The organism is Sphaerotilus sp., assembly GCF_034519685.1.
Taxonomy (GTDB): domain Bacteria; phylum Pseudomonadota; class Gammaproteobacteria; order Burkholderiales; family Burkholderiaceae_C; genus Sphaerotilus.
Genome location: NZ_JAXHOF010000003.1, coordinates 1493958 through 1515496, shown reverse-complemented (window position 1 = coordinate 1515496; position 21539 = coordinate 1493958). Strand labels below are relative to the sequence as shown.

Genomic DNA, 21539 nt, shown 5'->3' with positions numbered 1-21539 from the left:
GTCTCCGTGGATGTCGTTGTGGGGGGTCAGTGGCTCAGACACGGTCGATGATCTTTTCGCCGAACAGGCCTTGCGGACGCACCAGCAGGAAGATCAGCGCCAGTGCATAGGCGAACCAGATCTCGATGCCGCCGCCCACCATCGGGCCGATGTAGACCTCGGAGAGCTTCTCGCCCACGCCGATGATCAGCCCGCCGAGGATGGCGCCCGGCACCGAGGTCAGACCACCCAGGATCACCACCGGCAGGGCCTTGAGGGCAATCAGCGACAGCGAGAACTGCACGCCGAGCTTGGAGCCCCAGATGATCCCGGCGACCAGCGCCACGAAGCCGGCCACCGACCAGACGATGACCCAGATGCGGTTCAGCGGGATGCCGATCGACTGGGCGGCCTGGTGGTCGTCGGCCACCGCGCGCAGGGCACGGCCGGTCGCGGTGTACTGGAAGAACGCGGCCAGCACCACCACCAGCGTCGCGGCGATCAGGGCGGCGTACAGGTCTTCCTGGCCGACCAGGATGCCGCCCGGGAACACGCTTTCGAGCAGGAACAGCGGATCCTTGGGCAGGCCGACGTCGATCTTGTAGATGTCCGAGCCGAACAGGGTCTGGCCGGCACCGTCGAGGAAGTAGGTGATGCCCAGCGTGGCCATCAGCAGCGTGATGCCTTCCTGGTTGACGAGCTTGCCGAGCACGAATCGCTCGATCACCCACGCCACCACGATCATCACCGCCATCGCCGCGAGGAAGGCCAGCACATTGCCCAGCACCTTGCTGTCGAGGTTCAGCAGCGCAGGAATCCACTCCGAGAAGCGCGCCATCGCCAGCGCTGCGAACAGCACCATCGCCCCTTGCGCGAAGTTGAAGACGCCCGACGCCTTGAAGATCAGCACGAAGCCGAGGGCGATCAGCGCGTACAGCATGCCTGTCATCAGGCCGCCGATCAGTGTTTCGAGGAAAAATCCCATCGCAGTTCTCCCTGGGGCTTCAGTGGCTGGTGCCCAGATAGGCGCTGATCACGTCCTCGTTGGCACGCACTTCTTCCGGCGTGCCATCGCCGATCTTCTTGCCGTAGTCGAGCACGACCACCCGGTCGGAGATGTCCATCACCACGCCCATGTCGTGTTCGATCAGCACGATCGTGGTGCCGAACTCCTCGTTGATGTCGAGCACGAAGCGGCACATGTCCTGCTTCTCCTCGACGTTCATGCCGGCCATCGGCTCGTCCAGCAGCAGCACCTGCGGCTCCATCGCCAGCGCACGGCCGAGGTCGACGCGCTTCTGCAGGCCGTAGGGCAGCCGGCCGACGGGGGTCTTGCGGTAGGCCTGGATCTCGAGGAAGTCGATGATGTGCTCGACGAACTCGCGGTGCGCTTCCTCTTCGCGGGCGGCGGCGCCCCAGCGGATCGCCTGCTGGAAGAGGTTGGTCTTCATCTTCATGTTGCGGCCGGTCATGAGGTTGTCGATCACGCTCATGCCCTTGAACAGCGCCAGGTTCTGGAAGGTGCGGGCCACGCCCATCTCGGCGACCTGGCGGCGGTTCATGTGGCTGAAGGTCTGGCCGCGGAAGCTGATCTTGCCTTCCTGGGGCACGTAGACGCCGTTGATGCAGTTCAGCATCGAACTCTTGCCGGCACCGTTCGGGCCGATGATGGCGCGCACCTCGTGCTCGCGCACATTGAAGCTGATGTCGGTCAGCGCCTTGACGCCGCCGAAGCGCAGGGAAATGTTGGCGACGTCGAGGATGACGTCACCGATCTTCTTGTCGCTCATGCAGCCCTCCGGACGGCGGGAAAGGTCTTGGTGTCGAGGATCTTCAGCGTGGCCGAGACGCTGCCGGTGCGGCCGTCCTCGAACTTCACGGCGATCTCGATGAACTGCTCAGGCTTGCCGCCGTACATCGCGTCGATCAGCACCTTGTACTTGTCGGCGATGGCGCCACGCTTGACCTTGCGGGTGCGGGTCATCTCGCCGTCGTCGGCGTCGAGTTCCTTGTGCAGCACGAGGAAGCGGTGGATCTGGCTACCGGCGAGCATCTCGTCCTGCGCCAGATCGGCGTTGGTCTTCTCGACGCACTCGCGCATCATCTCCAGCACCTCGGGCTTGCCGGCGAGGTCGGCATAGCCGGCGTAGGGCAGGTTGCGCCGCTCGGCCCAGTTGCCGACCGCTTCCATGTCGATGTTGATGAAGGCGCAGACCCGGTCACGCTGGTCGCCGAAGGCCACTGCCTCCTTGATGAACGGGAAGAACTTCAGCTTGTTCTCGACGTACTTCGGGGCAAACATCGCGCCGTCGTGCGCACCGCCCTTGAGGCGACCGACATCCTTGGCGCGGTCGATGATCTTCAGGTGGCCGTGGGCGTCGATGAAGCCGGCGTCGCCGCTGTGGTACCAGCCGTCCTTGGTCAGCACTTCCTCGGTCGCCTTGGGGTTCTTGTAGTACTCCTTCAGCAGCCCCGGCGACTTGATCATGATCTCGCCCGAGTCGGCCAACCGGATCTCCACGCCGTCACAGGGCACGCCCACCGTGTCGGCGCGCGCTTCATGGTCGGGCTGCAGGCAGACGAACACGGCGGTCTCGGTCGAGCCGTAGAGCTGCTTCAGGTTGACGCCGATCGAGCGGTAGAACGTGAACAGGTCCGGGCCGATCGCCTCGCCGGCGGTGTAGGCCACGCGCACGCGGCTGAAGCCCAGCGAGTTGCGCAGCGGGCCGTAGATGCACAGGTCGCCAAGCGCGTACTTCAGCTTGTCGAGCAGGCCGACCGGTTTGCCGTCCATCAGCGCCGGACCAACCTGCTTGGCGTGCGCCATGAAGGACTTGAACAGGCTCTTCTTGAGGCCGCCGGCGTCCTCCATGCGGATCGTGACGCTGGTCAGCAGCCCTTCGAACACCCGGGGCGGGGCGAAGTAGTAGGTCGGGCCGATCTCCTTCAGGTCGATCGTGGTGGTCGCTGCCGACTCGGGGCAGTTCACCACATAGCCGCAGACCAGCCACTGCGCGTAGCTGAAGATGTTCTGGCCGATCCAGGCCGGCGGCAGGTAGGCCAGCACCTCTTCCGACGAGGTCAGCTTGTCGAAGGAGGCCCCCGCCTGCGCGCGGTCGGTCAGCGAGCCGTGGGTGTGGACGACACCCTTCGGGTTGCCGGTCGTGCCCGAGGTGAAGAACATCGAGGCCACGTCCTGTGGGCGGACCCTCTCGACGGACTTCTCGAAGAAGCCGGGATGCTGGCGCTCGTAGGCGTCGCCCGTGGCCAGCAGCTCGTCGACCGATCCGAGACCTGGCTCGCTGTACTTGCGCAGGCCGCGCGGGTCGTCGAACCAGATGTGCGCGAGCTGCGGGCACTGCGGGCGGATCTCCAGCAGCTTGTCCACCTGCTCCTGGTCCTCGACCACGGCGAAGGCGACTTCGGCGTTGTTGAGCGGGAAGACACATTCCGGGCCGGTGGCATCCTGGTACAGCGGGATCGGGATCGCCCCCAGGCTCTGTGCCGCCAGCATCGTCATCGTCAGGCGCGGGCGGTTGTCGCCGATCACCACGAGGTGCTGGCCATGCTGCAACCCGGCCGCGGCCAGACCGCCAGCCATGCGGCGGACCTGCTCGGCCAGCGCCTTCCAGCTGAGGGTCTGCCAGATCCCGTATTCTTTTTCTCTCAGAGCCGGTGCGTCAGGACGCTGGCGGGCGTGGTCCAGCAGCAGCTGCGGAAATGTCGTGGTCACCACGCGTCTCCTTGGTGTGTAGGGAAGGGATGGGTGCGGAACAGTGTGTGCAGTGCGGGCCGTGCGAGCAATGCTGCTGCGACTTGGCGTCGCGGGCTTTCGGGGCCGATTCGTTGTAGAGCCATCGTAGGCCTGGGTTTGACGTCAGGATGTCAACCTGACGACAATCCTAGGGACACTCCCAAGCGGAGTTTCCCGCCCCGGCCGCCGGCCACCGGCTGCCACTGCCCGCCAATCTCCTGGATCCTGGAGGTGCCCTGCATGAACCTGCCTGCCTTGCGCGACCGCTCTCGTCTGCCCACCGGGCGCGAGATCGACGAGATTCCCTGGCTGGCCGGGCTCGCGCCTGCGCACCGGGCGCTGGCGCTGTCTTCGCTGCGTTCGGTCCAGGCCGACGCCGGCGAGTTCATCTGCCGCATCGGCCGGCCGGCCACCTACTGGTTCGGTGTGATCGACGGACTGCTCAAGATGAGCAGCGACAACGTCATGGGCACCCCGATCACCTTCACCGGCGTGCCGCCCGGCGCCTGGTTCGGCGAAGGCACGCTGCTCAAGCGGGAGTCCTACCGCTACAACATCGAGGCGCTGCGCCGCACGGTGGTGGCGGGCGTGCCGGTGGAGGTGTTCCACGAGCTGCTGGAGCACAGCCTGCCGTTCAACCGCTTCGTGCTCAGCCAGCTCAACGAGCGGCTCGGCCAGTTCATCGCCGCCCGCGAGATCGACCGCATCAACGACCCCGACTCACGGGTCGCGCGCAACCTCTCGGCGCTGTTCCACCCGGTGCTGTACCCGGGGGTGGGTGAGGTGCTGCGCATCACGCAGCAGGAGCTTGGCTACCTGGTCGGGCTGTCGCGCCAGCGGGTCAACGAGGCGCTGCGGGTGCTGCAGGCGCGGCGGCTGATCCGCATCGAGTATGGCGGCCTGCGGGTGCTGGACCTGGCGGGCCTGCGCGCCTACGGGCCGCTGGACTCGGCACGCGCAGCCGAGAAGGGCCCGAAGGGCTGAGCGCCATTCGAGACCGGCGAGACCGGTCAAGTTCTGCCCGCAGGCGTCGACAACGACGCTGAACCCGTGTGTCGCGGGTTTGCCGAAAGGGCGGGAGGGCGTTCGATGCCCGTCCAGTGCGAGACTGCATGTTGCGTGTGCGTGGGTTTTCCTGGCGGGGGGCGGTCATCCTGACGGGGTGGCTGGTCGCGCTGCTGGTGGCGTGCTGGGGAGTGGGGCTCCTGCCGCTGGCGCCGGCCGCACCTGCGCCAGCGGCCGCAGCGCCCGACCCCGCCCGCATCCGCGCGCCGGGCATCGCCGTGCTGGAAAGCCGCCGCAGCGCGGTCGATGTCTGGCCCGTGCTGTCCGTGCTCACGGAGCCGGCGGCCCGCTGGCAGTTGCCGGATGTGCTGGCCCGCCTGTCCGAGCGGCGATCGCCTGCGGTGCCAGTCTCGAATTTTGGCGAGTTCGCCGGGGTGGTCTGGCTGGTCTGGGATGTGCTGGTCGAGCCTGAAGCCGTCGGCGACTGGCTGCTCGACGTGGGCTATCCGGCGCTGGACCATGTCGATCTGTACCTGCTGCGTGAGGGCCAGCCGGTGCAGCTGGTGCGCAATGGTGACCGGCTGCGGCTGTCCGAGCGGCCCATGCCCACCCGCACCCACGTGATGCCGCTGGCCTTGTCGGCCGGCCGCTACCTGATGGTGCTGCGGGTCGAGACCTCGGGCAGCATGATCGTGCCGGTGCGGCTGATGACGCCCCAGCTGCGCCAGTTCGGCGAGGAGCGCACGCAGGTGCTGCAGGGGCTGGCCAATGGCGTGATGCTGTCGCTGCTGATCTACAGCCTGGCGCAGGGCTACAGCCTGCGCGACCGGATGTTCGCCTATTACGCCGTCGGGGTGGGCGGGGTCGGGCTGTTCCAGGTGACCTTCATGGGCATCGGCCTGCAGCACCTCTGGGGCGAGGCGCTGGCGGTGTCCGAGCTGTTGCCGCCTGTCTGCATCCTCGTGGGCGTGCTCGGGGCGTTTCTCTTCATCGACCGGGCGCTCGAGATCCGGCAGATCTCGCCCCGGCTGTCCCTGGCGATGCGTGTCGGCGCGCTGCTGTGTGTGGTGAGCCTGCTGCTGCTGGTGAGTGGCGTGATCACCTACCGCGATGGCCAGCAGGTGGCCAAGGTGCTGGGCCAGTTTCCGACGATCCTGGCCTTGCCGGTGGCCTGGCGGCGCTGGCGCCAGGGCGACCGGGCCGCGGGCTACATCCTGGTCGGCTGGGGCATCTACACCGCGGGGGTGGTGGTGCTGGCGCTGCTCATCAGCGGGCGCATCCCGGCCACACCCGTCACGCTGCACCTGTTCCAGGTGGCTTCGCTGATCGAGATGGTGATGTGGGTCGTGGTGATGGGGATCCGCGTGGACACCCTGCGTCGCAGCGCCGAGCGCGACCGGCTCGACGGCGAGCGCTTGCGCCATCTGGCGGACACGGACGCGCTGACGGGCGTGCTCAACCGCCGCGGACTCCAGGCCGCGGCCGAGTCGCTGCTGCAGCAGGCGCAAGCCGACCGGCTGGCCGCGCTCTACCTGCTTGACCTTGATGGCTTCAAGCCCGTGAACGACCGCCTCGGACACCATGCGGGCGATGCGGTGCTGATCGAGATCGCCACACGCCTGGGCACGCAGCTCCGCCCGGGTGACCTGGTGGCGCGGATCGGCGGTGACGAGTTCGTGGTGGTGGTCACCGGGCTGCGCGACGAGGAGATGGCGCGGCAGGTCGGAGACAAGCTGCTGGTGTCGATGCACAAGCCCATCACCCTGCAGGGATCGGACTGCACCGTCGGGGCGACGATCGGCTATGCGCTGGCGCCAACCGACAGCCGCGACCTCGGCGCCTTGCTGGGGCTGGCCGACCAGGCGATGTACGCGGGCAAGCAGGCGGGGCGGCGGCAGGTGCGCCGGGCCTGGGCGCCACTGGAGACCGGGCCCGCGCCTGCGCCCCGAAGCCGACCGGATTGCGCGCAATCCTGCTGACGCTGCTGCGGCCCCCGGGGGGGCGGTCCGGTCCGTCAGTGCACGAAGCCGATCGGCGTGCGCTTGCCCGCACCGCTGTCGGGCAGGTCCGCCAGCACCACCGTGGTGCGCCGCGCCAGCTTGGCGTTGCCGAAGGCGGTCATCCAGGCGCGGCGCATCTCGCGCGGGGCCATCTCCGCGAAACGCTCCAGCACGGCCTCCGACGGCGTCTCGTCGAAGCGGCGGCCCCACTCGTGCGCCGCGCGGATGCTGGTGTACAGCCGCAGCGCGATGCGCCGGGCGGCGTCCGCATCTGGCATCGGCACCTCGTAGACGTTCATCCGGTTGAGGATCGGCTCGGGAATGGCGCGCTCGTCGTTGGCGGTGGCGACCCAGATCACCTGGCTGGCGTCGATCGCGACTTCGGCGAACTCGTCGGTGAAGCTGTGTGCGGTGTCGTGCTCCAGCAGGCTGTAGAGCGAGCCGAGCGGGTCATAGGCATGTTCGCCGCCAGCCTTGTCGATCTCGTCCACGACGATCAGCGGGTTGGCGTAGGCGCCGTCCACCAGCGTCTCGAACACCTTGCCCGGCCGCGCCCCCTTCCACTGGCTGGACGCGCCCGACAGCACCCAGCCGGCGGTCAGCGAACTCATCGACACGAAGCCCATACCGGTGCCCAGCAGGTGCGACAGCTCGCGCGCGAAGTGCGTCTTGCCCACCCCTGGCGGGCCGAGCAGCAGCATCGGCGTGATCTCCAGCGCGTCGCCACTGTCCTCGCACAGGGCCAGCTGGCGGCGCACGTCGTCGAGCACCGGGTGGAAGTTGGGCAGCTCGTCGTACAGGTGGTCCATCAGCGGCAGACCGGACGGCTTGACCTGGAAGCGCTCCGGGCCTTTTTCGAGCATGCGCTCATAGGTGGCGCGCAGTTGTTCGTGGTCCTTCGGGGCGAGCCGGGTGAGCCGGCGCTCGACCTCGTCGAGGCGGTAGAGGTGGCGCATCCGGGCGATGGGGATGGCGCAGACAAGATCGGTGCAGGGTGGGTGCATGCAAACCTCCGGGTGACTGTCTGGTGACTAGCATGACGCAAGCCAGGTCGGTCGCACAGCGGGGAAGCACCCCCAACCCGGGGCAGTTCGCGTGACCGATCCGGGGTGGCTGCTACAGCTTGACGCGGGGGTGCCGAAAGCCGATGGGCAGGTTCCGGGTGTTCGGTGCCGCGGTCTCATCGGGTGGCTTGAAGGTGAAAGTCGGGTGCCGCGCTTGGCGGTTGTTGTCGATTCAGGTCTGGTGGGGTGTCTTGTGGGCCCTGCTCGCTGCGGCGTGGCCGGCGGCAGTCCGCGCGGAGACCCCGCCGATCGGGTTGAGCGATCGGGCCCGTGTGGCCGAGGTCTGGCCGGCCGTGACGGTGATGGTCGATCCTGGTGCCCGGTGGACGCTGGACGAGGCCCGCCTGCACCTGCCCGAGCGCCGGGTGCCCCAGGTCCCGCATTCGAATTTTGGCGAGCGACGGGACGCGGTCTGGTTGGTCTGGGATGTCGACCTGAAACCGTCCGGGCGGGGGCTGTGGCTGCTGGACGTGGCGTACTCGGCGCTCGACGAGGTGGACCTGCATGTGCTGCGCGATGGCCAGCCGTTGCGCGAGGCGCACCAGCGGGCGGGTGACGGCCGCCCGATGTCCTGGCGCGCGATGCCGGCCCGCACCCATGTGCTGCCGCTGGACCTGGCGCCGGGGCGCTACACGCTGCTGTTGCGCGTGGCCACCACCGGGGGGCTGATCACGCCAATGCAACTGCTCACGCCCGAGCAGTACAGCCAGCGCGAGTACCGGGTGCAACTCGTGCAGGGGCTGTCGTCCGGGATCGTGCTGTGCCTGCTGTTCTACAGCCTGGCGCAGTGGGCGAGTCTGCGCGACGGGATGTTCGCGTTCTACAGCCTCAGCATTTCCGGGCTCGGGCTGTTCCTGTTCTCGTTCAACGGCCTGGGCCTGCAGCACCTCTGGGGTGAGCACGTGCGGGTGTCGGCGGTGCTGTCGCCGGCGTGTGTGCTGTTGAGCGGGGCGGGTGCCTTCCTGTTCATCGACCGCGTGCTGGACATCCGCGCGCTGTCGCGGCGCATGTCGCGGGTGATGCAGGTGGGTGCGGTGGCGGCCGTGGTGTCGGTCGCGTTGCTGCTGGTGGATGTCTTCGGCTACCGCGAGGGGCAGCAGGCGTCCAAGGTGCTGGGGCAGCTCCCGATGTTCCTGGCGCTGCCTTTCGCGTGGCGGCGCTGGCGGCAGGGCGATCGGGCCGCCGCTTACATGTTCATCGGCTGGGCGGTCTATGCCGTCGGGGGCCTGACCACCGCCTTGCTGCTGGCCGGTCATGTGGCAGCGACCCCGGTGACGCTGAACGCGTTGCAGGCTGCCTCGCTGGTGGAAATGGTGATGTGGCTGGTCGTGATGGGCATGCGCGTCGAGCAGTTGCGGTGGGCGGCCGAACAGGCCACCCGTGACGGCGATCACCTGCGCCACCTGGCCGAGACCGATGCCCTCACCGGGCTGCTCAACCGGCGCGGGCTGCAGGCGGCGGTCACGCCCCTGCTGGACCGGCTGCGCCCGGGTCGGCTGCTGGCGGTCTACCTGGTCGACCTGGATGGTTTCAAGCAGATCAACGACCTGCGTGGCCACGAGGTCGGCGATCGGGTGCTGGTCGAGGTCGGGCTGCGGTTGTGCGCTCAGGTGCGGGACGTCGACCTGGTGTCCCGCACCGGGGGCGACGAGTTCGTGCTGCTGGTGGGCGATCTGCCGGACGATGCGGCGGCCGAGCGCATCGGCGAAGACCTGATGCAGGCGCTGGAGGCGCCGATGGTGCTGGGCACGCACGTCTGCCGGGTTGGGGCGACCATCGGCTATGCGCTGGCGCCGATGGACGGGCTGGACATGGCCGGGCTGCTGCGCCGGGCCGACCGGGCGATGTACCTCGGCAAGCAGGCAGGCAAGCGCCAAGTGCGGCGCCTCGCGCAGGGCGAGTGAGCGCAGCGGGCCCGGCACTGCGGCAGCGCTTGAGGGATACCCGGTGGACGACCGCGTTTCGGCGTGACATCCTCGTCGGCCATGGTTCAAAGGAGACTCCATGCCCGACCTGCCCATGCCCAAGACGACGATGTCCAGCCGGTCCCGCCGGCTGGGTGCGGTGGTGCTGCTGGTGGCGACCCGCAAAGGGGCCTGGATCCTGCACGGTGACACCCGGCGCGAGACCTGGCGCGTCGACGGTCCGCACTTCCTGGGCCATGTGATCAGCCACCTGGTGCTGGATCCGCGTGACGGGCAGACGCTGCTCGCCGCCGCACGCACCGGCCACCTCGGCCCGACCGTGTTCCGCTCGACCGATTTCGGTCGCACCTGGACCGAAGCCGCCCGGCCCCCCGCCTTCGCCAAGGCCGCCCCTGGCGAAACCGGCCGCGTGGTGGACCACACCTTCTGGCTGACCCCCAGCAGTGCCCGCGAGCCGGGTGTCTGGTACGCCGGCACCTCGCCGCAGGGGCTGTTCCGCTCCGAGGACGGCGGCGTGACCTGGGCGCCGTTTTCCACGCTCAACGATGACCCGCAGTTCCGCGAGTGGATGGGCACGGTGCAGGACGGCACGCCCGACGGCCCCAAGCTGCATTCCATCCTGGTCGATCCGCGCGACGCCCGGCACCTGCACATCGCGATGTCCGGCGGTGGTGTGCACGAGTCGGTCGATGCCGGCCAGACCTGGGCACCGCGCGTGGCGGGTCTGAAGGTGGTCGAGGGCTTCGATCCGGCGGTGGTCACCTTCCACGACCCGCATTGCGTGCGGCGCTGCCCGAGCCAGCCCGACCGGCTCTACCAGCAGAACCACTGCGGCATCTTCCGCCAGGACCGGCCGGACGCCGACTGGGTGTCCATTGGTGACGCCATGCCGGCCAAGGTGGGGGCGATCGGCTTCCCGATGGTGGTGCACCCGCGGGATGCCGACACCGCCTGGGTGTTCCCGATGGACGGCTCGGATGTCTGGCCACGCACCAGCCCGCAAGGCAAGCCGGCCGCCTACGTCACGCACAACGCCGGCCGCACCTGGAAACGCCAGGACGTCGGGTTTCCGCGCAGCCAGGCGTGGTGGACGCTGAAGCGCCAGGCGATGTGCGCCGACGCGGGCGACCCGGTGGGGCTGTACCTCGGCACGACCAGCGGGGAGCTGTGGATCAGCCGGGATGAAGGGGCCGCGTGGGCGCCGCTGGTGCAGCACCTGCCGGAGATCTACGCGCTTGATGTGGTGGATCTGCGGTGAGGGTGCTCATTCCGTCGGCGCTGCAGTCCTATACCGGCGCGCCGCTCATCGACGGGGCTGGCGACACGCTGGGCGCCGTGCTGGACGGGTTGGAGGCGCGGTATCCCGGGCTGCGTTTCCGCATCGTCGATGAACAGGAGCGCATCCGCCCGCATCTGCGGGTCTTCGTCAACGGGCGACCGCTGTTCGATCTGAACGCTCCGCTGCCGCCGACCGAGCAGGTGAACTTCGTGCTGGCGCTGAGCGGCGGGTGAGGCCGCAGTCCGCACTGCTGTTCAAGCGACGCAGTACGGTCACTTCACGAACGTATTGAGCTGAATGATCGGCAGCAGCACCGCCAGCACGATCACCATCACCATCGCGCCCATCACCACGATCAGCATCGGCTCCAGGATGGTGGCCATCTGCATCGCGCGGCGCTGGACCTCGGCGCTGAGCTGGGTGGCGGCGCGCTGCAGCATCACGGGCAGCTCGCCGGTCTGCTCGCCCAGGCGCGCGAACATCGACAGCAGCCCCGGAAACCGCTTCTTCGACGACAGCGCCGAGGCCAGCGGTGCGCCTTCCCGCACCTGCACCAGCGCGGCCAGCGCGTCGGCCCGCATCGCGCGGTTCGACAGCGTCTCGGCCGCCGCCTGCAGGGCTTTCAGGATCGGCACGCCCGAGCCGGCCAGCATCGCCAGCGTGCCCGCGAAACGCGCCGCGTTGTAGCTGCGCGCCAGCCGGCCGACGATCGGCACCGTCAGCACCGCTGCGTCCAGCCGCTCCCGCGTGGCCTCGTTGCGCCGCGCCAGCACCAGCAGCCCGCCCGCGCCGATCAGCCCCAGCAGCAATGCCCAGCCCCAGGTGCGCAGGAAGGCGCTCAGGGCCAGCATCGCGCTGGTGAGAAAGGGCAGCGCCTTCTTGCTGCCGGCGAACACCTGCGCCACCTGCGGCACCACGTAGGTGACGAGGAAGACGACGATCACCACCGCCACCACCGAGACGATGGCCGGGTACAGCGTCGCGCCGACCAGCTTCGACTTCAGTGCCTGCCGCTCCTCCAGGTCGTCGGCGAGCTTTTCCAGCACGCGCCCGAGCTGGCCGCTCTGCTCGCCCGCGGCGACCACGGCGCGGTACACGTCATCGAACTCGCGCGGCGCCCCGCCCAGCGCACTGGCGAAGGGCGAGCCGCCGTTCACCTCGGCGCGCAGGTGGGCGAGCAGGTCGCGCTGGCGCGGGTCTTCGGCCTCGTCGGCCAGCGCGGTCAGGGCGCGCTCCAGCGGCAACCCGGCGCCGACCAGCCCGGCGAGCTGCCGCGTCCAGATCGCCAGCGTCGTCGCCGAGAACACCCGGCGGCGCATCATCGAGCCGCCCGCCGCCGCCGTGGCCGCCGCTTCCGAGGCGACCGGCTGCACATCCAGCGGCACCAGCGCCCGCGCCCTCAACTGCGAGCGCACCGCCTTGGCGTTGTCGCCTTCGAGCAGCCCGGTCTGGGTCTTGCCGGCGGCATCGAGGGCTTCGTATCGGTAGGCGGGCATGGGCGCGGGGTCCGGTTCAGTCGCGCGTCACGCGCAGCAGCTCTTCCAGCGACGTGACGCCGGTGGCGACCAGCCGCTCGCCGTCCTCGCGCATCGAGCGCAGCCCGCCCGCACGGGCCGCGGCGATCAGCTCCGACTCGCTGGCGCGGCTGTGGACCAGCGCGCGCACCGCGTCATCGACCACCATCAGCTCGTACACACCGGTGCGGCCCTTGTAGCCGCTGTGTCCGCAGGCGTCGCAGCCCACCGGGTGCCAGCGGCCGTCGTCGCCTTCGCGCTTGCACGCCGGACACAGCTTGCGCACCAGCCGCTGCGCCAGCACGCCCAGCAGCGACGAACTCAGCAAGAAGGGCTCGATGCCCATGTCCGTCAGCCGCGTCACGGCGCTCGGCGCGTCGTTGGTGTGCAGCGTGGCGAGCACGAGGTGGCCGGTCAGCGAGGCCTGCACGGCGATCTGCGCCGTCTCGTGGTCGCGGATCTCGCCGATCATGATGACGTCCGGGTCTTGCCGCAGGATCGCCCGCAGCGCCTTGGCGAAGGTCAGGTCGATCTTGGCGTTGACCTGCGTCTGGCCGATGCCGCCCAGTTCGTATTCCACCGGATCCTCGACGGTCAGCACGTTGGTGGTGGTGGTGTCGACCTGGCCGAGCGCGGCGTAGAGCGTGGTCGTCTTGCCGGAACCGGTCGGGCCGGTGACAAGGACGATGCCGTGCGGCTGCTGGATGCGGCCGGAAAAGCGCGTGTAGGTGTCGCCCTGCATGCCCAGACCCTGCAGCGAGAACTTGGCCTCGCCCTTGTCGAGCAGGCGCAGCACGGCGCGTTCGCCATGCACGCCCGGCAGCGTCGAGACGCGCACGTCGATCGCGCGACCGCCGATGCGCAGCGAGATCCGGCCGTCCTGCGGCAGGCGCTTTTCGGCGATGTCCAGCTCAGCCATGATCTTCAGGCGGCTGATGAGCGCGGCGTGCAGCGCCTTGTTCGGCTGCACCACCTCGCGCAGCGTGCCGTCGACGCGGAAGCGCACGGCCGATGAACGCTCATACGGCTCGATGTGGATGTCGCTCGCGCCGTCCTTGGCCGCCTGCGTCAGCAGGGCGTTGAGCATGCGGATGATCGGCGCGTCGTTGGCGGCTTCGAGCAGGTCTTCCACGGCGGGCAGGTCCTGCATCATCCGGCTCAGGTCGACCGCGCTCTCCACTTCGCCGACCACCGCCGCGGCGCTGGATTCACCGCCGGCATAGGCTTGCGCGATGCGCTGGGCGAGGCGCTCGGGGGCTTCGCGCTCGATCGCGTCGATGGCGTGCAGGCGCAGCACTTCGGCCAGTGCCGAGCGTGGGGCGTCGGCGTCGGCCCACAGCACCAGGCGGTCACCGTCGTCTTCGAGCAGCAGGCGCTGGGCTTTCGCCCAGGCGTAGGGCAGGGGATGGCGCACGGTCAGCGGCCCGGTGTGGTGGTGGCCGGCGTTGCGGGTGCGGTCGGCGACATCGGCGAGGCCCGCTCGCCGCGCCGCTGTTCGGGCAGCACCGGGGCCTCGTTGATGCCGAGCACCGACGAGGGCTTGGGCTGGCCCTCCTGCTGGCGGGCGCGGATCATGTCGTAGCGGTCCAGGGTCAGCGCATTGGCGTCTTCCTGGGTGCGCATCACGACCGGACGCAGGAAGACCAGCAGGTTGGTCTTGATGCGCTTGCGGTTCTGCGCCTTGAACAGGTTGCCGAACACCGGGATGCTGGCCAGACCGGGCACGCGGTCCTCGCCGTCGGTGTATTCGTCCTTGAGCAGCCCGCCGAGCACCATGATCTGGCCGTCATCGACCACCACCGAGGTCTCGATCGAACTCTTCTCTGTCGACGGGCCGGCGCTGGAGGACGTCGTGCCGGCGATGACGCTGGAGTTCTCCTGGTAGATCTGCATCCGCACCGTGCCGTTCTCGCCGATCTGCGGCTTGATGCGCAGCGTCAGGCCGACGTCCTTGCGCTCGATGGTCTGGAAGGGGTTGGCCGAGCCGTTGTTGGAGCCGGTGTTGGTGAAGCTGCCGGTGATGAAGGGCACGTTCTGGCCGATGACGATCTTGGCTTCCTCATTGTCGAGGGCAACCAGGTTCGGGGTGGACAGGATGTTGGCGCCGGTGCTGCTCTCCAGAAAGCGGGCCAGCGCACCCAGCGTGTAGACGCCGTTGATGGCTTGGATCAGCCCGACGTTCAGGCCGGCGCCCAGGCTGATGCCGGTGGTGGCATTCGAGGTGGACAGCGTGACGAGGTTTGAGCCAGCACCGCTGTTGGCGCTGTAGTTAGTGCCGGCGACCACGCCGTACTTGTCGCCGTTCTTGCCCAGCAGGCCCTGCCACTGGAAGCCGAACTCGGCCGCCTGGTTGGCGTCCATCTTGACGATCATCGACTCGACGTAGACCTGCGCGCGGCGGGCGTCGAGCTGGTCGATGACGGCGCGCAGCTGGCGGTAGACCGGCTCCGGCGCGGTGATGATCAGGGCGTTGGTGGCGGGGTCGGCCTGCACGAAGCCGCCGGTCGACGGACTGGCCGAGGCGGTGACGGGCGAGGTCGATTGCGCCGAAGCGCCGGTGTTCCCCTGGCCGCCGAGGGCAGTGGAGACGCTGCCCGCGTTGTTGGCCGAGCCGGTGCCCAGGCCAGTGCTGCCAGCCCCCGTTCCGCCACCCGTGGCCCCGCTGCCGCCGGCACCGTAGGCGGCGCGCAGCACGGCCGCGAGCCGGGTGGCGTCGGCGTTCTTCAGGTAGACGACATAGATGTTGCCGGCGGGACTGCCGGTCGGAGCGGGCCGGTCGAGCTTGTCGATCACGCCGCGGATGACGGCCAGCCGCGCCGCATTCGGCGCCCGCACCAGCAGCGAGTTGGTGCGCGGGTCGGCCATGATCGCCACACCTCCCGCCATCGCAGCCGGGGCGCCGGGTGCGCCACCGGCGGACGAGTCGGCGAAGCGCTGCACCATGGGTGCCAGGTCCGACGCCGAGCCGTTCCGGATGGGGATGACCTCGACGTCGGTGGCGGCGGGCGTGTCCAGCGCGGCGATGATGCGGGCCAGGCGCTGCAGGTTGTCGGCGTAGTCGGTGATGACCAGCGTGTTGTTGCCGGGATTGGCGTTGATGGTGTTGTTGGGCGTGATCAGCGGGCGCAGCACGGTCACGAGGTTGTTGACGTTCTCGTGCTTGAGCGGGAAGACCTGCGTGAGGATCTGGTCGCCGGTGCGCATGACGTTGCCGACCGAGACGGTGCCGGTCTGCAGCTTGGCCTCGGCCTCGGGCACGACCTTGAGCAGCCCGGCGACATCCACCACCGTGAAGCCCAGCCCGCGCAGCACCGACAGGTAGTTCAGGAACGCCTCGCGCTCGCTCAGCGGCTGCTCGCTGTAGAGCGTCATCTGGCCGCGCACCCGCGGGTCGACCAGGATCTGGCGCTTGACGATGGCGGCCATCGCGCGCGAGACCGCCTCGATGTCGGCGTTGACGAAGTTCACCGTGACCTTGGCCGTGGCGGGTGCATTGCGGCGCGAGGACTGCGCCTGCAGCGGGGCGAGGTGGCCGAGGGCCAGGGTGCCGGCCAGCGCCGCGGCGAGCACGCGGCGCGGGGCGGAGGGACGTGGGCACAGCGTCATGGTCATCCGATCGTGAGCAGGGAGCGCGCGCCTTGGCGCCGTCCGATGATGTTGAGCAGGTTGTTCAGGGCCGGGCGGTCGGCGTCGGTGGCGGTGGCTTCGCCGCGCAGGCGCAGGCCGCTCATGCTCCAGCTGCCCGAGCCACTGAGCCGCAGGGCGCCGTCGAGGGTGTCCAGCGTCACCATCGCGGTGCCGGCCTGTGCCGGGTCGCCGCTGAGCGTGACGCGGTAGCTGCCCAGCCGCGGCAGCGTCGACAGGCGGGAAGAAAAGTCGCGCAGCTCCAGCCCCGCGCTGCCCGTCATCGCGAAGCGGCCCTGGGCCCAGCGCAGCGACAGGTCCTGCGTGGTCAGGCGCAGGGCGCCGCCAGGGCGCAGGGTGTTCCACGGCGTGCCCAGGCCGACCAGCCAGGCGGCCGGCCACTGACCGACCCAGTCGCCCGGGCCTGCCGCACCGGGCTGGACCGACACCTGCGCCTGTCCGATGCCGGGGCGCACGAGCAGCACCTGTTCGCCGTTGAGGCAGCAATCGTGCCGCAGCGCGAGGCGGATGGCGCTGCTGGCGGGACGCAGGCTCCAGCGGATGCGGCCGGGCAGTGCGCGCGCATCCCGGCTGCCGACGCCGGCGCCGAGGATCAGCACGGCATCGCCGGACCACACGGTGCCTTGAGCGTTGGCGAGCAGCACGCGCTGCTGTGTCGCACTGGCGACGGCCTGGGCCAGCCAGTGCGCCGGCGCGAAGGCGACGAGGGCGATCAGCGTCCCTGCGGCCGCGCCGACCACCGCCCAGCGCCGGCTGGCACGGGCCTGCGCCACCCAGCCATGGCCAGTGGCCTTGCGGCTCGGGTTGCCGAAGATCGAGGGTTGCGCCGAAGGCTGGTAGGTCGGGCGCCAGGGAATGCCGGGTCGGGCCATGGGGTCGGCTCTTTCCTTGTCAGCGCTGGGTGGGCGGGGAGGGCAGCGTCAGCACGAGACTGCCGCTGTAGCCCGCACCGACACGGCTGAGCTGGGCCTCGACCACGCGCACCCTGGCAGCGGCCCGCACTTCGGCCAGCCAGGCCATCATCGCCGCCGGCTCGACGCCGGTGAAGGTGATGTTGACGCGCTCGCCGCTGCGCTGCAGGCGGGCGGCGGCCCCCAGGCGTTCGGTGGCCGACTGCAGCGCGGCATCCGCCTGCAACGGATCGACCGGGGGCAGCGCCCGCAGCTCGGAGGCTTCCGCCGCCAGGCGTTGCATCTGGGCGAGCTGGGCATCCAGCGTGGCCTGCTGGGCGGGGGCGGTGCGCAGGGTCTTGAGGGCGGGCTGCACCGCGAGACTCCAGACCAGAAACACCAGCAGCAGTCCCAGACCGAGCGTGGCGCCGAGGCGCTCGCGGGGCGCCAGGGCCTGCCAGCGCTGCTGCAGCGGGGCGAGCTGTGCCTGCAGTGCGGCGGACCGCGAAAGGGAGAGGAGGGGCTTCATCGGGCAGCACTCCCGGCGGTCGGGCGGCTCAGGGTGATCTGGTTGTCGTCCTGGTCGACGCTCCAGCCCGCTGGCTCCAGCGTGGCGCGCATCTGGGCCAGTTCCGCGGCGCCCACGCCGGGGGCGCCCAGCGAGAGGCGGCCGTTTTCATAGCGCAGCAGCTGGGGCGGGCGGCCGTCCGGCCAGACACTGGCGGCGGCCTGCAGCAGCGGCTCCAGATCGTTCTCGCCAGGGCGACCGGCGCTGGCGCGCAGCAGTTCGTTCTCGCGTGCCATCTGCAAGGGCGCGTCCAGCACGGCGCGCACCTGCGGATGCGTGGTGCGCAGCAGGCTGGTCACCGCGGTGCGGCGGGTCTGCAGCTCGGTGCGCTGCATCCAGGCCCAGGCGTTCAGCCCGACCAGATGCGCCAGCACCAGCCCGACCAGTCCCAGGCGCACCGGCCGCCACCCCGGCGTGAGGAACTGCTTGCCCGCGTCGCGCAGCAGGGCCAGCCCGCGGTGGCGTGCGGCCAAGTCGAACTGGCGCAGGTTCCAGCCACTCTGCGCCGAGGCCAGCAGCCGGGCCCCCATGCCCAGGACCTGCACCGGCTGGCCCAGCCAGCGCTCGGCCGGTGCGGCCGCGGCCGGGTCTGCGGTCCACAGCGTGTCCTCGGCCAGCGGCTCGGGCAGCAGGCCGCGCGAGAGGCTGCCCTGCAGCGGCCAGGTGCTCACGCCCTGCAGGTCCGCCCAGGTGAGCAGCGTGCGGGGCTTGTCTTCGTCCAGGGGCACATGGAAATGTCCGTGGGCCTGCGCATCCGGCCACAGTCCGGGCACGACCCGGTCCACGACCACGCCGACGCTCTCCAGCGCCGCCAGCTCGGCACTCAGCCAAGCCCGGTCGATGGCGGCGACCCAGGTGTCCTCGCCGGGACGCGCGTCCGGGGCCAGGCCCAGGTGGAGCTGGTCGACCTCGTCGAGCACCTGCTCTTCCAGTATCCCGGCGAGGGCGGCGCGCAGGCGCGCCGCCGGGGCTTTCGGGCAGGTCAGGCGGTGGAATGCGACGTCGGCCGGTGCCAGCACGGCGACCACGGTGGTGGCCTTGGGCAGCAGCGAGGGAGCGCATTGCCCTTCGGACTGGACCGATTGCCCGTCCGGGCTGAGCACGAAGCCCAGCTCGGCCCGGGCACCGGAGCCCTGCGCAGACGCACGGACCTGCGGACGCAGGCGGGTGCGGGTGGGCAACTGGATGGCGAGCAGGCTCATGGATGGGGGTAGGAAGTCGGGCCGATTGTAGGTGCCGGCCTGCTGCCAGCCTGTGAGAGACGGCCGATCCTGCGGTCTGTGCTCATCGCTGCAAGGTACTTTCCAGTTCCGCGAGGTCGCGCACGCGCTGTGTGGACAGGGCGCGCACTTCGCGCCCGTTGCGCTCCAGCAGCGAGCGCTGGGCGACGACCACCTGGTCCAGCCGCAGCGCGCCGTGGACGATGAAATAGCTGGTGTTGACACCCACCCGCCGCGCGTCGGTCAAGGCCCGCTCACCCAGCACGGCCTTGGCATCGGCCGGTGTCTTCAGGTGGTCGCGCAGCCGCGACTGCACCAGCCGCTCCGCGCTGGCCAGATCGACACCGGGCAGCACCGCGGCGATGACCTCCTTCGGTGCAGTGTTCAGGTTGACCGGCGTCTCGCGCGGCAGCAGCACGACATAGGGCTTCAGGCGCTGGACGGTGGCGGCGTCCAGCCCCAGCCAGCCGAGGTCGTCGACCGAAGCGGGCATGAGCGGCAGGGGCACGCTGGTGCCGCTGCCATCGCTGCTGCTGCCGACGCTGTCCGCAGGCGGTTCGGCGCTGCTGCCCGGGGTCGCGCGGCGCATGGCCTCGGCCAGTCGCGGCGCGACATCGCCGCTCAGACCGAGGAAACCGCACAGGCGCTCCAGCGTCTGCAGCTCGGCCCGGCTGACCTTGCCTTGCTGGACGAGGTTGCGCAGGTTGTAGCGCGCCTGGGCGTCCTCGATGCGACCGGACAGGAAGGCGTCCGGCGCATCCTCGGCCATCGCCCGGTCGGCGGCGAGGAAGGTGGACAGCCGGGCCTCGGCCAGCGGCGCGGCCCACGGCTCGCCCAGGTGGTCGGCGCCACCTTCGCGGGCGTCTTCGCGCAGGATCATGCGGGTCCAGTCGAGCGCGCCCTGCAGCACCCATTGCGACTGCGTCTGCGCCCGCTCGGCCGCCTCGACCTGCAGCGCGCGCCATTGCTGCCAGACCATGCCGGAGGCCAGCGTGGCCACGAGCGTGACGATGATCATCGCCGTGAGCAGGGCGGCGCCGCGCTGGGGTCGGGGAATCGCGGGCGGCTGCGTCATGGGGTCAGTGTTTCACGGATGGACAAGCCGGACCTCGCGGGTGAGTGCGCCGTCTGCCGCGCCGCCGGGGGCGAAGCCGATGACCAGGCGCAGCCCGTCCGGCAGCGCATCCTGGTTGACCACGATCGGCGGCGCGGCACTGACCACGCCGTTGCCCGGGCCGGAGGCTCCGGGCTCCGCCGGGGGCGGGTCGACCGGTGCAGGTGGCACCTGGGCCAGGTCGCCGCTGGACTGGGCGTTGCTCCAGCCGTTGCTGCTGGTCAGGAAGACGAAGAGCTGCCACTGCGCGACCTTGTCCAGCATGGTCAGCGTGCCGGCCTCGTTGCCGAGCAGCTGGTAGCTGCGCATCCAGCCCTCCTGGAGCGTGTCGAGCGCGTTCGAGGGTGGGGCGGTCCAGCGGTAGAGGGTGCCGCTGCGCAGCGTCCAGGCCACCACCTGCACGCCATCGGGCTGGCGGCGTGTCATGCGCAGCGTGGCGCCGTCGAAATTCAGTCCCGGCACGACCTGGGTGTCGATCACCGCCTGCACATCCGCTTCCCACTGCGCCAGCACGGTCTGCAGCCGCAGCAGCCGGTCCATGCGGGCCTGCGTCGATTCGCGGCTGCGGGCGATCGCGTCGACCCCCTGCCAGGCCATCGCCGACATCAGCGCCAGGATGAACAGCGACACCAGCACCTCGATCAGGGTGAAGCCCGCGGGGCGTCGGGAAGGGGAGGGGCGCATCGGCATCGGTATCGGTATCGGACCCGCGGGCCTCAGAGTCGGGACATCACGGTGGTGTAGAGCAGCAGATGCTGGCCTTCGGGGTCGAGCATGCGGACGTCGATGCGGCGGAAGAGCGGGTTGGGGGTCGGGCGGACGGCGACGCGGCCCTGGAAGGTCTGGCCGACCTGTTCGCAGCTGAACTCGCTGTCGCCGATGGGCGGCAGTTGCCGCTCCAGCCGCAGCCGGGTGAGGTAGTTGTCGGCACACCACTGCCCGGCCAGCGTGTCGGCCAGGCGCTGGGTGTTGCTGGTCAGGGTGCCGGCCGCCTTGATGCCGGCGGCCAGCGTGATGGCGACGATCGCCAGCGCGACCAGCACCTCGATCAGCGTGAGGCCGCGCTGGCCCGACTCACTGCGGCGTCGGGGCATCGGGGCTTTCCGCAAAGGCGCTCAGGCCATCGGTGGACAGGCGCAGGCGCTTGTCGTCGAGCTGCAGGGTCAAGGTCTGGGGCGGGATGACAGGCTCCGGGCCGAGCAGGATGCCGTTCTGGCCCGGGGGCAGCAGCACGCCGATCTTGCCGGCGAGATCGGCGTCGGACCAGCGGTCAGGCAGGCCGTGGTTGTCCGGCAGCCCGGTGAAATGGAAATCCGGGACCGGCTGGTCGGGGCTGTCGTTGGCGGTCTGGCGCGGACGTCCCGGCACCCAGCGCACCGGCGTGCCCAGCGCGCGGGCCTGGACACGTGCGGTTTCGAGGATGGCGATCAGCCGGGTGGCCTCGCGTTCGAGTCGCGTGCTGGCGGTGTCGGGCAGGGCCAGCGTGACAGCGGCACTCGCCAGCGCGATGATGGCCACGACCACCATCAGCTCCAGCAGGGTGAATCCGCGGGTGCGCCGCACCGCTTGTGCTTGTGTCACC

Annotated in this window: 19 protein-coding genes; 5 read left to right on the top strand and 14 right to left on the bottom strand. The window is 70.0% G+C overall.

Annotated elements, in window-relative coordinates:
- Nucleotides 1–34: 34 nt before the first annotated feature.
- The 3 genes from U5O44_RS10735 to U5O44_RS10725 are packed head-to-tail and all read right to left on the bottom strand — an operon-like array spanning nt 35 to nt 3712.
- Complete coding sequence (locus tag U5O44_RS10735) at nt 35–964, bottom strand: branched-chain amino acid ABC transporter permease (protein WP_322588413.1); 930 nt, start codon at nt 962–964, stop codon at nt 35–37.
- Nucleotides 965–983: 19 nt separating this feature from the next.
- Nucleotides 984–1769: an ABC transporter ATP-binding protein gene (locus U5O44_RS10730; protein WP_322588412.1), complete on the bottom strand. Its 786-nt coding sequence runs from the start codon at nt 1767–1769 to the stop codon at nt 984–986.
- Nucleotides 1766–3712 (bottom strand): AMP-dependent synthetase/ligase, encoded by a 1947-nt coding sequence (locus tag U5O44_RS10725; protein ID WP_322588411.1) that lies wholly within the window; start codon nt 3710–3712, stop codon nt 1766–1768. Before U5O44_RS10725 ends, U5O44_RS10730 begins: the two co-directional genes overlap by 4 nt.
- Nucleotides 3713–3973: 261 nt before the next feature.
- On the opposite strand from U5O44_RS10725, the gene U5O44_RS10720 reads away from it, so the two are divergent.
- Both U5O44_RS10720 and U5O44_RS10715 read left to right on the top strand, forming a co-directional pair.
- Nucleotides 3974–4717 carry a Crp/Fnr family transcriptional regulator gene (locus U5O44_RS10720; RefSeq protein ID WP_322588410.1) on the top strand — a complete coding sequence of 248 codons (744 nt, stop codon included), beginning with the start codon at nt 3974–3976 and terminating at the stop codon, nt 4715–4717.
- Nucleotides 4718–4845: 128 nt separating this feature from the next.
- Nucleotides 4846–6717, top strand: coding sequence for a diguanylate cyclase (locus tag U5O44_RS10715; RefSeq protein WP_322588409.1), 1872 nt, complete (start codon nt 4846–4848; stop codon nt 6715–6717).
- A gap of 35 nt (nt 6718–6752) precedes the next feature.
- Here the strand turns inward: U5O44_RS10715 and U5O44_RS10710 are convergent, their stop codons facing one another.
- Nucleotides 6753–7742, bottom strand: a complete 990-nt coding sequence (locus U5O44_RS10710; RefSeq protein WP_322588408.1) for an AAA family ATPase — start codon at nt 7740–7742, stop codon at nt 6753–6755.
- Between the two features lie 314 nt (nt 7743–8056).
- On the opposite strand from U5O44_RS10710, the gene U5O44_RS10705 reads away from it, so the two are divergent.
- The 3 genes from U5O44_RS10705 (at nt 8057) to U5O44_RS10695 (ending at nt 11239) form a co-directional block, all read left to right on the top strand.
- Nucleotides 8057–9706 (top strand): diguanylate cyclase, encoded by a 1650-nt coding sequence (locus U5O44_RS10705; RefSeq protein WP_322588407.1) that lies wholly within the window; start codon nt 8057–8059, stop codon nt 9704–9706.
- A 100-nt stretch (nt 9707–9806) separates the two neighbouring features.
- Entirely contained in the window at nt 9807–10985 is a 1179-nt protein-coding gene (locus tag U5O44_RS10700) for a WD40/YVTN/BNR-like repeat-containing protein (protein ID WP_322588406.1), read from the top strand.
- Entirely contained in the window at nt 10982–11239 is a 258-nt protein-coding gene (locus U5O44_RS10695; protein ID WP_322588405.1) for a MoaD/ThiS family protein, read from the top strand. The genes U5O44_RS10700 and U5O44_RS10695 overlap by 4 nt, the downstream gene beginning before the upstream one ends.
- A gap of 39 nt (nt 11240–11278) precedes the next feature.
- On the opposite strand, the gene gspF is transcribed toward U5O44_RS10695, so the two are convergent.
- The 10 genes from gspF to U5O44_RS10645 form a co-directional block, all read right to left on the bottom strand.
- Nucleotides 11279–12502: a type II secretion system inner membrane protein GspF gene (gene gspF, locus U5O44_RS10690; protein WP_322588404.1), complete on the bottom strand. Its 1224-nt coding sequence runs from the start codon at nt 12500–12502 to the stop codon at nt 11279–11281.
- Nucleotides 12503–12518: 16 nt separating this feature from the next.
- Nucleotides 12519–13934 (bottom strand): type II secretion system ATPase GspE, encoded by a 1416-nt coding sequence (gene gspE / locus U5O44_RS10685; protein ID WP_322588403.1) that lies wholly within the window; start codon nt 13932–13934, stop codon nt 12519–12521.
- A gap of 2 nt (nt 13935–13936) precedes the next feature.
- A complete protein-coding gene (gene gspD, locus U5O44_RS10680) occupies nt 13937–16126 on the bottom strand; it encodes a type II secretion system secretin GspD (RefSeq protein ID WP_322588402.1) in 2190 nt (729 codons plus the stop codon).
- Between the two features lie 2 nt (nt 16127–16128).
- On the bottom strand, nt 16129–17037 hold the full coding sequence (gene gspN / locus U5O44_RS10675) for a type II secretion system protein N (RefSeq protein WP_322588401.1): 909 nt from the start codon (nt 17035–17037) through the stop codon (nt 16129–16131).
- A gap of 19 nt (nt 17038–17056) precedes the next feature.
- Nucleotides 17057–17584 carry a type II secretion system protein GspM gene (gene gspM, locus U5O44_RS10670; RefSeq protein ID WP_322588400.1) on the bottom strand — a complete coding sequence of 176 codons (528 nt, stop codon included), beginning with the start codon at nt 17582–17584 and terminating at the stop codon, nt 17057–17059.
- Nucleotides 17581–18825: a type II secretion system protein GspL gene (gspL, locus tag U5O44_RS10665; protein ID WP_322588399.1), complete on the bottom strand. Its 1245-nt coding sequence runs from the start codon at nt 18823–18825 to the stop codon at nt 17581–17583. The genes gspM and gspL overlap by 4 nt, the downstream gene beginning before the upstream one ends.
- An 82-nt stretch (nt 18826–18907) precedes the next feature.
- Nucleotides 18908–19918, bottom strand: coding sequence for a type II secretion system minor pseudopilin GspK (gene gspK / locus U5O44_RS10660; RefSeq protein WP_322588398.1), 1011 nt, complete (start codon nt 19916–19918; stop codon nt 18908–18910).
- Nucleotides 19919–19930: 12 nt separating this feature from the next.
- A complete protein-coding gene (locus U5O44_RS10655; RefSeq protein WP_322588397.1) occupies nt 19931–20641 on the bottom strand; it encodes a PulJ/GspJ family protein in 711 nt (236 codons plus the stop codon).
- A 32-nt stretch (nt 20642–20673) separates the two neighbouring features.
- Nucleotides 20674–21051: a type II secretion system minor pseudopilin GspI gene (gspI, locus tag U5O44_RS10650; protein ID WP_322588396.1), complete on the bottom strand. Its 378-nt coding sequence runs from the start codon at nt 21049–21051 to the stop codon at nt 20674–20676.
- The gene (locus U5O44_RS10645) at nt 21032–21538 is read right to left on the bottom strand and encodes a pilus assembly FimT family protein (RefSeq protein WP_322588395.1); all 507 of its coding nucleotides are present in this window, start codon (nt 21536–21538) and stop codon (nt 21032–21034) included. Before U5O44_RS10645 ends, gspI begins: the two co-directional genes overlap by 20 nt.
- Between the last annotated feature and the right edge of the window lies 1 nt (nt 21539).